The following is a 12,425-nucleotide window of genomic DNA, read 5'->3' as shown; positions in this document are numbered from 1 at the left end:
GGAAAGCGAGTAGCCAAAGAGCTGAGCTTTTGCTCAGAATACTGCCATGAGCTGCGAGAACAAGACGGCGTCACATACGTCTGGGGTCCGGCCGTGAGTGCCGTGACGCGCCGCTCCGGGACGCGGAGCATGATCACGCTGGAGGTGCGCCGACGCGAGTTGGTCTCGCCGGGGTTCGCGTGCGTGACCCTCGGCGGACCGGGGGTGCGGGATCTGACGGCGGTGGGCGGTGACCAGGCGGTCCGTCTGTTCTTCCCCAGGGAGGGGCAGAGCGGGCTGCGGATGCCGACCGCCTCGTCCGAGGCGTGGATGGTCCAGGTGATGCTGATGTCCCGGGCGAGTCGGCCGTGGGTGCGCAACATGACGGTCCGCAGGGCGCGGCCCGCCGCGCGGGAGATCGACATCGAGTTCGCCCTGCACGACGGCTCCCCCATGACGGCCTGGGTGCGCGGGGTCCGGCCGGGCGACGAGGCGGGGATCTTCGACCTGGGGTGCCGCTACCGGCTGCCCGCCCATGCGCGCGGCCGGTTGCTGGTCGGTGACGAGAGCGCCCTCCCGGCGGTGCTGTCGATCCTGGAGCACGACCGGCAGCCGCCGCCCACCGAGGTCCATCTGGAGGTGGCGACCCGCGCCGACGTCCGGCCCGTGCCCGCGCCAGCGAACGTACGCGTCCACTGGCACGTCCGCGACGAGACGCCCCCGCCCCGGCAGGACGACCGCACCGGCACCCAGGAGTCGCCGGGACCCCCGCGCCCCGGCGCCCTCGTCCTCGAAGCGGTCCGGGGCGCCGAACTCCCCGAGGGACCGCTGTACGCGTGGGTGGCGGGCGAGTCCCGGCTGGCCACCGGCGTCCGGCGGCATCTGGTCGACGCGCGCGGCGTGCCCGGCCGGGACGTCTGCTTCACCGGCTACTGGCGCCTGGGCCGCTCGGCCCCGGGCTGAGAGGAAACCCACCATGAGCGCGGAGCACCACCACACCGGACAGCCGTCCGGGACCGAGCCGCACGCGACGGAACCATCCGGGGCCGCGCCGGGCGGGACGAGCCGGTCGACCGATCAGCAGACTGAGCGGGCGACGAACCAGCAGACTGAGCGGGCGACAGGCCAGCCCACGCACTGGGCGACGACCCGGCCGACGCACCCGCCGACGCACCGACCGACGAGCCGGTTGACGAGCGTCGCCGAGGTGGAGGCCGTCGTCGGCCGACCCGCCGCGATGGTCGTCCGCAAGCAGATCCGAGCGCTGGACGACGGCTGCCGCGAGGTGCTTGCGTACAGTCCGCTCGCCGCCTTCGGGTACCGCGACGCGCAGGGGACGGCGCGGACCACGTTCGTCGGTGGGGCGCCCGGTTTCGCGCAGCTGCACTCGCCGACCCGGATCTCCTTCGCCGTGCCCGGCCCGGCCGCCGCGCCCGGCCCCGTGTCGCTGTTCTTCCTGATGCCCGGCGTGGGTGAGGTCCTGCGCGTCAACGGCACGGCGACGAAGGGCGGCAGGGGCGGCCGGACGTCGGTGGACGTGGCGGAGGCGTACGTCCACTGCGCGCAGGCCGTGATCCGCTCCCGCTTGTGGGAGCCGCCCGCCCCCGCCCCGGCGGAGGGTACGGGACCGGTGCCGGGTGAGGGCCCGCTCGGCGCGCCGGCCGTCGGCGCCTTCCTCGCCGCCGCGCCGTTCCTCGCCCTGTCCACCTGGGACGCCGACGGAGGCAGTGACACCAGCCCGCGCGGGGAGGCGCGGTCGGTGGTGCGCGTCCTGGACGGTCGTACGCTCGCCCTGGCGGACCGCAAGGGCAACCGGCGCGCCGACAGCCTGCACAACCTGCTCCAGGACGACCGGGTGTCGTTCGCGGCGCTCGTACCCGGCCGCAGCGGTGTGCTGCACGTCCGCGGACACGCGGTGATCACCGACGACCCGGCGCTCCGGGAGACCCTGGCGCTGCGCGGGACGCCGCCGCACCTGGCGCTGCTCATCGACGTCGAGCACGCCGAGGTGACGGGCAGCCCCGCCGTCGCGGACGCCCGTCCGTGGGCGCCCGGTGGCCGTCCCGGCGCGGGCGAGGCGCCGGACATGATGGCGCTCGGCAGCGCCCATCTGACGGCCGACACGGACGACTCCGGCCGGGTGTCGGGGCGCCTCCTCAAGCTCCTCGGCGCGATTCCCGGCCTGAGCCGCCTCATGCGGAAGGGGATCGACGCCGCGTACGTCCGCGCGCTGCGCAAGGAGGGCTACGACGACGTCCGCGCGCCCGTCGCCGCCGCGTCCACCGGCCCGGTCGCCGCACCGGAGCCGCTGCGGCCGGTGCGGGTCGCCGCGACGCGCCGGGAGACGCCGACCGCCACCACGCTCGTGCTGGAGGACGCCACGGGGGCGCCCGAGGGGTTCGCCTTCCGTCCGGGCCAGTTCTTCACGCTGGTCGCGGAGGTGGAGGGCCGTACGCTGCGGCGCGCCTACTCGGCGTCCTCGGTGCCCGGCGCCTCCCGGCTGGAGGTCACCGTCAAGCACGTGCCGGGCGGGCGCTTCTCGGCGCACGTCCAAGAGGGCGGCCTGCGGACCGGGGACCTGCTCGCGCTGCGCGGCCCCTCCGGCACCTTCCACCTCCCGGAGGGGCCGCCGGAGGACCTCGTGCTCGTCGCGGCGGGGAGCGGGATCACCCCGTTGATGAGCATGATCCGCACCCGCCTGTCCGACCCGGACGGCCGCGACCGCCTCTGGCTGCTGCACGGCAGCCGACGCGCCGAGGAGACCGTCTACGGCGACGAACTGGCCCGCCTGCGGCGGGAGCACCCGGACCGGTTCGCCGTCACCCCGCATCTGAGTGCGCGCGACGGCCGTCTCGACGCCGCTCGCGTACGCGCCTGGGTCACGGGCCTTCCCGCGTCCGGCGGCGCCCACCACTTCGTGTGCGGGCCGGCGCCGCTGATGGATCTGGTCGGGGAGGTCCTGGACGGGCTGGGGGTGCCGCAGGAGCGCAGGCACCGGGAGCGGTTCACGCCCGGCGCCGACGTGCCCGCCGGGGCGGGGACGCCGTGGGAGATGAGCGTCGAGGAGGACGGGCAGTCCGTCGGGACGGCTGTCGTCGAGCCCGGACAGACCCTCCTCGACGCCGGGCTCGCCGCCGGGCTGCCGATGCCGTACTCCTGCACGGTCGGCGCCTGCGGCGAGTGCGTCGTGCGGCTGCGCGGCGGCCGGGTCACCGAGGCCGGGACAGCGGGTCTCTCACCGGAGCAGAGGGCGGCCGGGTGCGTGCTGACCTGTGTCGGCAGCCCCCTGTCCGAGGTGACCCTCGACCTCGCGGTCCCGCCCGACGCCCGGTGAACGCGCGCCGGTCAGGAGCGGCCCCCGGTGCGCCCGGCGCGTTCGCGCAGGCGCGGGAAGAGGCGGTGGGCGGTGCCGGAGAACAGGGCGCGCTTGTCGGCCGCCCCGAGCAGGGGCGTCGCGGCGAGGGCCTTCGTCTGGGCGGTCGCCACGACGGCGTTGGTGAACGGGTGGTCGCTGCCGTACAGCAGTCGGTCGGAGCTCACGAGGTCGAGGAGGGCGGGCAGGGCGCGCGGGAGGGCGAAGCCCGCGGTGTCGTAGTGCAGGCCGCGAAGGGCGCCGAGGACGTCGACGGGCGGGCCGCCGGAGGCGAGGGCGAAGGCGGCGACCCGGTCGGCGACGACGGGGAGCGTGGCGCCGCAGTGCGGGACGATGAACCGGATGGCGGGATGGCGGGTGAGCACCCCGCCGAGGACGAGCTGGGTGACCGCCCGGGTGGAGTCGAACAGGAACTCCAGCATCGGGCGGGGGTGGCCGAGGGCGGTGTCCTGCCAGCAGACCGGTGACGTCGGGTGCAGGTGGACGACCGCACGGCGGCGGTGCAGTTCGGCCATCAGCGGTTCGAACGCCGGGTCGCCGAGGTAGGTGCCCCGGTAGTGCGTCTCCAGGGCGATGCCGTCGGCGCCGAGCCGGTCCAGGGCGAACACGGCCTCCGCGACGGCCGCGTCGACGTCCGGCAGCGGCACGGAGGCGAGGAGTCCGAAGCGGTCGGGCCGGGCGCGGACGAGGGCGGCGCCCTCCTCGTTGGCCGTACGGGCGAGATCGCGGTTCGCTGCCGCGTCCCCCAGGGACACACCGGGCGAGGACACGGACAGCAGGGCCGTGCGCGTGCCGTTGGCGTCCATGAACCGCAGGGCCTGCTCGGCGCTCCAGTCCGGGATGGACGGCATGCCGTCGGGGTGGCTGTGCCCGGCGGCGATCAGGGCGGACCGGTAGGCGGGCGTGACGTAGTGGGCGTGCACGTCGACCGCGCCGCTCACCTCGTACGGGCGGTGGGGGGCGTCGGCGGCGGCTGTCGACGCGGCCGTGCCGGTGGCGAGGACGCCCGCGGCGGCGGTGCCGAGGCGCAGGGCGCTGCGGCGGGTGGTGGGAAGCATGGCGACTCCAGGGCTGGTCCGGCGACCCGACGCCGGTGATCAGGCGATCGTAAGTGATGTTTTCATCAACTTGAAGGGCCGGGGCAGCCCGGGAACGATCCGCAGGACCTCCGGGCCGCGCGGTGGACGCGGCCCGGAGGTGTCGTACGCCGGAGGCGCGCCCTACCTGAGGGCCACCGTGTCGCCCGCGGACACCACGCGCGCCGTGGTGGTGGTGCCGGGGAAGTACCAGCGCCAGCTGCCCGCCGAGGTGACGGTCACCTTGGTGGTGAGCCGGCCCGATCCGCCCGTCCTCACGGCCTTGACCGTGCTGTAGTGGGCGGCGCCCACCTTGCGGAACTGGAGTTTGACGGTCTGTCCGGCGAAGCCCCGGTGGGTCCGGGTCTCCCAGTCGGCCCGCGCCAGTTTTCCGGTGACGGTGACCTTGGCGCCCCGCGCGACCCGTGCGGGGGCGACGGCCGTGGTCAGGGTGGCCGCCCGCTTCACGCGGTAGGTCGCGACGCCGTCGGCGATCCGGTAGTCCCGGTCGTTGGCGGCGGCCGTGACGTTCACCGTCCAGAGTCCGGCGACCCGGTTGGTGTCGATGTCGTCGCTCGCCGCGATCCACCGCGCGTCGGCCGACATGGTCGCCGTGCACACGGACGTGGTCGAGGACTTCTTGCTGCAGGTGGTGCCGGTCCAGCCGAAGAATCCGTAGAGGTTCGACCGGTTGAAGGTGCTGACGTGGGTCAGCTTCTTCACCCCCGAGTCGTCCTTGACGGTGACGGCGATCGGGAAGGTGACCCTGCCCGAGACGCCGACGGTGACGTCGGCGCCGCCGTTGACCTTCGTCGACACCACCCGGATGTCGCCGCGGCCCTCGGCGTGGGCGCCGGTCGCCGTCAGCAGGAGCAGGGCCGCCGTCCCGGCCGCCGCGGTCACCGCCCGGCCGGTTCTTCTCCCTGCGCGTGTCGCGCTGTTCATGGTCCTCCCCTGGGAGCCGACCGCGTTGCCGGTCGGACGCGCCGAGGGTACCGGCGGATCATGAACGCCCCTCGGCCGGTCCCGTGGTCTGTGCGGTGGCCAGGTCGTGGGTTCAACGTGTGATTCCGCCGTGGCGCTCGGGTGACTTCGCCGTGGCGGGCGGCAGGAGCGCGGGCGGGCGGGCCAGATACCTGCGACGGAACGCGCCGGGCCGCCGCCGGACGGGCACGGGCCGGGTACGACGACTCCTCACTTCTTCCGTGCCGCCCGACCGGCGCCCGGAGCCGACGGTCCGGGAGGACTGCATGGACGCCATCGAGACCGGTCCGCCGGTGACCCCGGCCGCCCTCGCGCGGCCCGGCGTCCCGCCCGCCGCCTCCCCGCCGTCACCGCCGGGCGGACCGCGCGGCGTGCTGCCCGTCCCGCCGACGGACGAGGAGAAGTACGGCTATGTGGCGCGGCGGTTGCCGGTCCTCGTGGTCGGATCGCTCGCCGGGGTCGCCTGCCTGGTGGTCAGTCAGGCGGGCATGCTGCGCTCCAGCCCGCTGCTGCTGTGGCTGTTCGGCCCGCTGCTGGCGTTCACCCTGGTCTACTACCTGATCTCCCTGCGCGTCACGGTCGCCCCGCGCGGCTTCGACCTCGGCGCGCACCGGGCGCTGGTCGCCGCGTGGCGGCCGGAGCGGTATCCGGACGTCGACGTGCTGCTGCCGGTGTGCGGGGAACCGGCCGCGGTGCTGCGCAACACCTGGACCCATGTGCGGGCGCTCGCCGACCGCTATCCGGGCGCGTGCCGCCCGTTCGTCCTGGACGACGCGGCCGACCCCGGACTCCGCCGTATGGCCGGGGAGTTCGGGTTCCGCTACGGCAGCCGCGACAACCGGGGCTGGTTCAAGAAGGCGGGCAACCTGCACCACGGGTTCGAGCGGACCTCCGGCCCCTATCTGCTCGTCCTGGACGCCGACTTCGCGCCCCGCGCGGACCTGCTGCACGAGCTGCTGCCCCACCTGGAGGCGGACCACCGGCTGGCGATCGTCCAGTCCCCGCAGTTCTTCCGGGTGCTGCCGGGCCAGACCTGGGTCGAACGGGGCGCGGGGGCCGTGCAGGAGCTGTTCTACCGGGTGGTCCAGGTGTCGCGGCAGCGGCTCGACGGGGCGATCTGCGTGGGCAGTTGCGCCGTCTACCGGCGGGCGGCGCTCGCCGAGAACGGCGGTACGACCCTCGTCGAGCACTCCGAGGACGTCCACACCGGGTTCGATCTGCGGCGGCTGGGCTGGGACCTGCGGTACGTGCCGCTCGCCCTGTCGACGGGGATGTGCCCGGACGATCCGGGGGCGTTCTTCCACCAGCAGTACCGGTGGTGCTCGGGTTCGCTCGGCCTGCTGCGCAGCGCGAAGTTCTGGCGGACTCCGATGCGGATCGCGACCCGTCTGTGCTATCTGTCCGGGTTCCTGCACTACCTGCACACCGCGCTGTTCACGTTCGTCGCGCCGCTGGTGCCGATCACCCTGCTGTGCGCGTTCCCCGGCACTCTGCGCGCCGAGAACGTCTGGATGGTGCTGCCCGCGGTGGTGTACGCGCTCGTGGTGTTCCCGCTCTGGCACCGGGCGCCGTACCGGCTGGAGGCGTGGGCGGTCCGCATGATGTACGGCTGGGCGCACGCGTTCGCCGTGTGGGACGCGGTGCGCGGGCGGTCGATGGGCTGGCGGGCGACAGGGTCCCCGCACGCGCGGTGGCAGGGCGGCCGGGTGCGGCGGTCCGGGCTGCCGGTGTGGGGCGGGGTCACGGCGGCGGTGTGGCTCGCCGCGGCCGTCTGGCGCTGCGTGGAACGCGATCCCGCCGATTACGTCCTGCTGCTGCTCACCGGCGGTTTCTACGCGGCGGTCGTCGCCCGCGTGCTGCTGCGGCCCCGGATCGGGGTGGCCGCGTGAGCCCCGTCCGCCCGGTGCGTGCCGCGCGCACCACGCGTGCCGTCCGTCGCGGCGCCCTCCTCGCCGCGCTCGCCCTGTGCGCGGCCACCGCGACCGCCGCCGCGCCCACTCCCCCGCCGACGCCGACCGCCCCCGCCACCGGGGCCCCCGCCGCGGACGGCCTCCCCGAAGCGCTCCGCCCGCTCGTGCGCCCCGCGAAGAAGTACCTGGGTGTCTCCCGTGACGGCGCACCGCACTCCATGGCGCCGGTCGACGACTTCGGGCGTCTCGTGGGCAAGGCGCCCAACCTCGTCGTGTACTACGCCGGTTGGGGTGACGGCTTCGACGCGTCGGGGGTGCGCAACGCGTGGCGGCAGGGCGCGCTGACCGCCGTGTCCTGGGAGCCGCACGGCACCACGCCCGCCGCGATCGCCGCGGGCACCACCGACGCCTACGTGCGGGCGTACGCGCGGGCGGTGCGCACGCTGGACCTGCCGATCGCGCTCAGCTTCGCCGACGAGATGAACGGCGACTGGGAGCAGTGGGGCACGACCGTCGCCACACCCGCCGAGTACGTGGCGGCGTGGCGGCACCTGCGCGCGGTGTTCCGGGAGGAGGGCGCGGACAAGGTGATCTGGACATGGTCGCCGAACATCGTCGACCCGGCGGGACGGCGGGTGGTGCCGCTGCGGCCGTACTACCCCGGCGACGACCAGGTCGACTGGGTGGGTCTGATCGGCTACTTCACCGACTGGGACCCGCACACGTTCCGCGGGCTCTTCGGTCCGACGCTCGACGAGATCCGTGCTTTCGCCGACGAGCCCGTGGTGCTGCTGGAGACCGGGGCCATGCCGGGGGCGCGCCGCGCGGAGCATGTGCGGGCGCTGTGCGAGGGGGTCGCCGCCGACGCCGACGTGGTGGCGGTCAGCTGGTTCGACCACGACGCCCGCTACGACTGGCGCCTGACGACGGATCAGGCGGGCGTGGCCGAGTTCCGCTCCTGCGTCGCCGACGCGCGCTATGGGTTCGACGTGCGCACCCCACTCCCCTCCACACGGCATGCACGGAATGCCCGATGATGACCTGTGCAGCGAGCATGTAAATCATTGGTTGCATGAGTATTGCGAATCGTGGATGCGATCGCCACTATGTGACCACCTTGCTCGTTGTCTTGAAAGGTCCCCTAGTGGCACTCATAGATCCCCCTGCCAGACGCACGCGTCTGCGCATGGCCGTGGCCGGAGTCGTCTCGGTCGTCGGCCTGCTGGCCACGGCCGTGCCCGCCGCCTCGGCGCCCGTCTCCGCCGTCCCGGAATCGGCGCGCACCGCGCCTCTCGCCGCCGAGGCGGCATCGCCGACCTGCACCGCCTCCTCGCCCGACCAGACCTATCCGCTGCCCTGCCAGCAGCGCGTGTTCCACGACGGGTTCGACGGGGACTCGCTGGACACCGACAAGTGGAACGTCCGCAAGACGGCCTGGTCGAACGACTCGAACGTGTCCGTGTCCGGTGGCAACCTGCTCGTGGACATGAAGCGCGTCAGCGACTCCACGGGCCGGGACGGCTTCCGCGGTGGCGGGATCTCGTCCAAGGAGAAGTTCGGGTACGGCTACTACGAGATCAAGGCGACCATCCCCGAGCTGACGCCGGGCTGGCACCCCGCGTTCTGGACGCAGATCTGGGACGGCGCCGAGGGCCGCCCGGTCTACGGCCGCCCCTTCACCGAACTCGACATCTTCGAGACGCAGTCGGTGGACGCCACCACGGACCCGGCGCACCCCAAGGGCTACACCAAGCTCGACGGCGGTGTGATCACCTGGAACAACAGCCTCAGCGGCAACGACGGTTCGGACAAGCACTACCCGCGCTACTCGTGGGCCGAGGGCAACGACAACAAGCAGCCGTGGACGGAGGAGCACCGCTACGGCCTGGACTACAGCGCGGACTACCTGACGTTCGTCCTCGACGGCCGGCCGGTGAAGCGGGTCCGCAACCCGATCACCAACTCCCGCCCGTTCCCCTACGGTCAGCAGGCGCCGACGGCCGCCGTGCCGGGCGCGGCCTACAACTCCCCGATGTCGATCTGGGTGACGGCCATCCTCACCACGGCGACCTACGTCGCGGAGGAGGGCAAGCCCGTCGGCCACAGCTACGGCACGTTCGAGGTCGACGACGTCTCCTACTACGCGCCGGACGGCGAGGTTCCGCCGCTGTACTCGGACGAGCCGCTGAAGGACACGATCGAGAGCGTCACCGAGACGTTCGACGACGGCGACGAGGGCTGGTGGAAGAACGCGGGGTCGACCTGGTCGGTCGTCCCGCAGGGCGACGGGCAGGTGCTGCGCAACACCACCGCCGGCCGTGAGGCCGTCGCCCTGACCGGGCGCCCGCTGGGCTACCCGGCGCACCAGAACGTGGCGCATCCCGACGCCTGGCGCAACGTCAGCGTCAAGGCGCGGCTGACGCTGGACTCCGCGACCGGCGGCGGTGCCGGTGTGGTGGCCCGCGCGCAGAACGCGAAGAACGGCTACGCGCTGCGGCTGGAGCCGAAGAAGCAGCGGGTCCGCCTGGTGAAGGAGGTCGACGGGGTGACCACCGTGCTGGCCACCCGGTCGCTGCCGGTCACCGCGGGCACCGCCTACGACCTGGAGCTGGTGGCCGACGGCAGCACGCTCACCGGTTTCGTGGACGGCGTCCAGAAGGTGACGGCGCAGGACTCGGCGCTCGTGAAGGGCAAGGCGGGCGTCATCGGGCAGAAGCAGCCGTTCAGCGTGTCGCAGGTCGACGTCGCCGAACGCACCGGCTACTCCCCCTCCTTCGACACGTGGTGGCAGTCGACGCCGAGCTGGGTCACGCCCACCACCGCCGACAGCGTCCGGCTGCTGCGCAACACCGCCGGGACCGGCGACGCGGTCGCGGTGTTCGGCCGTCCGACGACCTTCGGGCCGCTGGTGGACGAGCCCAACGCCCGCGGCTGGGACGACGTCGAGGTGGAGGGCCGCGTCACCCTGGAGCCCGGCTCGGCCTCCGGCGGCGACGCCGGTCTGGTCGCCCGCTACCAGGACGCCGCGAACCACTACTACCTGCGGCTCCAGCCGGGCCAGGACCAGGTCTCCCTGGTGCGCAAGGCGGGCGGCACGAGCACCGTCCTCGCGTCGAGCCCACTGGACCTCGCCACCGGCACCGCGTACGACCTGCGCCTCGTCGTCAAGGGCGACACCGTCTCCGGATACGTGGGCGGCGTCCTGAAGGTCACCGGCACGGACACCTCCTTCACCACCGGCCGGGCCGGGGTGAAGGGCCACGACCAGCTGTTCACCGTCTCCCAGGTCCGCGCGGTGCGGACCGACGCGACGCAGGTCCCCGCGTTCGCCGACTGGACGAAGCGGCGCGGCCTGTGGACCGCGTCGGGAGACACCTTCACCAGCACCTTCAACGCCGCCAACCGTGAGGCGATCGCCACGGCCGCCCGGCCCGCGTCCGGCTCGCAGCCGACCGCCTGGAACGACGTCACCGTGGAGGGCCGGGTCACCCTCACCTCGGCGACCGGTGAGGGCGCGGGTCTCATCGCCCGCTACTCGGACGCCGACCACTACTACTACCTGAAGCTCCTGCGGACCAGCGCGACCACCAAGAAGATCCAGGTCGTCAAGACCACCGTCCCGCCGGGCTCGACCGACGGCAAGGCCAAGGCCACCGTCATCGCCTCCAAGGACGTCGACATCCAGCCCGACACGCCCATCGACCTGAAGTTCACCGTCCAGGGCGGCAACCTCCTCGGCTACGTCGACGGCGTCGCCCAGGTCAGCGTCCGCGACTCGACCCCGCTCCCCGCGGGCGACATCGGCGCCCGCGCCTACAACCAGCCCTTCACCCTCACCGACGTGAAGGCCTACGACAGCGAACTCACCGCCCCCGTCTACGACACGTGGGAGATGGACGCCCAGGCCCCGGCCTGGTGGAACACCACCCAGAACGGACAGACCCTCAAGAACACCACCACCGCGCAGGACACCCTCGCCGTCGTCGGACGGCCCGCGAAGGACACCCCGAAGGCCGACGACCCCTACACCCAGGACTGGAGCAGCTTCACCGCCGAGGCCGACGTCACCCTCGACGGGACGAGCGGCGGCGGCGCGGCCCTCGTCGGCCGCTACCAGGACGACAAGAACCTCTACTACCTGACGCTCGCCCCGAACCAGGGCGACCAGACGGGCGCCCTGAAGCTGGAGAAGATCCGCAACGGCAAGCGGGAGACCCTCGCCACCCAGCCGCTGTCGGTGACCTACGGCACGCCCTACCAGCTGAAGCTGGCCATCGAGGGCGTCGACCTCAGCGGCAGCGCCTCCACCGGCGGCGGCGCGCCGGTCACGCTCCAGGCCCGCGACTCCGACGTCAGCTCCGGCAGGGTGGGCGTGCGCGGCTTCCAGCAGGCGTTCAGCGTCTCGAACGTGCGGATCAGCCCGACGTACCGGCTGACCGACACCTTCGACGGGGCGTCGGACTGGACCGAGACCCCGGCGGCGTCCTGGAAGGTGATCAGCAAGGGCAGCGGCTACGCCTACCGCTCCACCGCGGCCTCCGGTGACGCGACCGCCTTCATCGGCAAGCCGTACGCCCCCGCCAAGTCCGAGGCGGTGCCGTTCCCGGTGCAGGAGCAGAACGAACTGCCCTACGCACCGGAGTGGACCAACTTCAAGGTCGAGGCGGACGTGACGCTCGACTCGGCCGGGCAGGGCGCCGGGGTCACCGGCCGCACCAAGGACGCGAACAACCTCTACGCCCTGCGGCTGCGCCCGGACACCGGCCAGGTGGTCCTGGTGCGGAAGCTGAACGGGGTCACCACCGTCCTGGCCGCCGCGCCGCAGACGGTCGCCGTGGGCACGAAGTACGCGCTGAAGCTGGTCGTCGAGGACAACACCCTCACCGGGTACGTCGACGGCGTGCGCAAGGTCACGGCGGACGACTTCGCGTTCGGTGTCGGCCGGGTGGGCCTGACCGGCACCGACCAGCCGTTCACCACCTCCCGGCTGAAGGTCACCGCTCTCGGCTGACCGCCCCGGCGGCCCCGCCGCCCCTCGGTCCCGGCCTCCTGTCGCAGCCCGCGGCAGGAGGCCGGGCCGCGTCCGGGGCACCGCGCCGGAAC

The 12,425-nt window shown here is 73.5% G+C and carries 7 protein-coding genes; 5 read left to right on the top strand and 2 right to left on the bottom strand.

Annotation, left to right across the window (positions count from 1 at the left end; all coding sequences use genetic code 11):
• Positions 1-129: 129 nt before the first annotated feature.
• Together ACIQPQ_RS36950 and ACIQPQ_RS36945 are read left to right on the top strand one after the other, a co-directional pair.
• The gene (locus ACIQPQ_RS36950; RefSeq protein ID WP_401313171.1) at positions 130-942 is read left to right on the top strand and encodes a siderophore-interacting protein; all 813 of its coding nucleotides are present in this window, start codon (positions 130-132) and stop codon (positions 940-942) included.
• 13 nt (positions 943-955) lie between these two features.
• Positions 956-3,313 carry a 2Fe-2S iron-sulfur cluster-binding protein gene (locus tag ACIQPQ_RS36945; RefSeq protein WP_401313169.1) on the top strand — a complete coding sequence of 786 codons (2,358 nt, stop codon included), beginning with the start codon at positions 956-958 and terminating at the stop codon, positions 3,311-3,313.
• 11 nt (positions 3,314-3,324) lie between these two features.
• On the opposite strand, the gene ACIQPQ_RS36940 is transcribed toward ACIQPQ_RS36945, so the two are convergent.
• Positions 3,325-4,293, bottom strand: coding sequence for an amidohydrolase family protein (locus ACIQPQ_RS36940; RefSeq protein ID WP_401313294.1), 969 nt, complete (start codon positions 4,291-4,293; stop codon positions 3,325-3,327).
• Positions 4,294-4,572: 279 nt separating this feature from the next.
• A complete protein-coding gene (locus ACIQPQ_RS36935) occupies positions 4,573-5,373 on the bottom strand; it encodes a hypothetical protein (RefSeq protein ID WP_401313166.1) in 801 nt (266 codons plus the stop codon).
• A 305-nt stretch (positions 5,374-5,678) separates the two neighbouring features.
• Between ACIQPQ_RS36935 and ACIQPQ_RS36930 the strand changes: the two genes are divergently transcribed.
• The 3 genes from ACIQPQ_RS36930 (at position 5,679) to ACIQPQ_RS36920 (ending at position 12,333) form a co-directional block, all read left to right on the top strand.
• The gene (locus ACIQPQ_RS36930; protein WP_401313164.1) at positions 5,679-7,301 is read left to right on the top strand and encodes a glycosyltransferase family 2 protein; all 1,623 of its coding nucleotides are present in this window, start codon (positions 5,679-5,681) and stop codon (positions 7,299-7,301) included.
• Positions 7,298-8,359, top strand: a complete 1,062-nt coding sequence (locus ACIQPQ_RS36925) for a glycoside hydrolase family 26 protein (protein ID WP_401313162.1) — start codon at positions 7,298-7,300, stop codon at positions 8,357-8,359. Before ACIQPQ_RS36930 ends, ACIQPQ_RS36925 begins: the two co-directional genes overlap by 4 nt.
• 149 nt (positions 8,360-8,508) lie before the next feature.
• Entirely contained in the window at positions 8,509-12,333 is a 3,825-nt protein-coding gene (locus tag ACIQPQ_RS36920; RefSeq protein ID WP_401313159.1) for a family 16 glycosylhydrolase, read from the top strand.
• The last annotated feature ends 92 nt before the right edge of the window (positions 12,334-12,425 follow it).

It is taken from the genome of Streptomyces sp. NPDC091281 (genome assembly GCF_044757425.1).
In the GTDB taxonomy this organism is placed as follows: Bacteria; Actinomycetota; Actinomycetes; order Streptomycetales; family Streptomycetaceae; genus Streptomyces.
This window is presented reverse-complemented; position numbering and strand designations above follow the sequence as displayed.

Excerpts from the sequence above, each read along its gene's own strand:
- ACIQPQ_RS36920 (WP_401313159.1), top strand. The coding sequence starts at position 8,509 with ATGGCCGTGGCCGGAGTCGTCTCGGTCGTCGGCCTGCTGGCCACGGCC.
- ACIQPQ_RS36935 (WP_401313166.1), bottom strand. The coding sequence starts at position 5,373 with ATGAACAGCGCGACACGCGCAGGGAGAAGAACCGGCCGGGCGGTGACC.
- ACIQPQ_RS36950 (WP_401313171.1), top strand. The coding sequence starts at position 130 with ATGATCACGCTGGAGGTGCGCCGACGCGAGTTGGTCTCGCCGGGGTTC.
- ACIQPQ_RS36930 (WP_401313164.1), top strand. The coding sequence starts at position 5,679 with ATGGACGCCATCGAGACCGGTCCGCCGGTGACCCCGGCCGCCCTCGCG.
- ACIQPQ_RS36945 (WP_401313169.1), top strand. The coding sequence starts at position 956 with ATGAGCGCGGAGCACCACCACACCGGACAGCCGTCCGGGACCGAGCCG.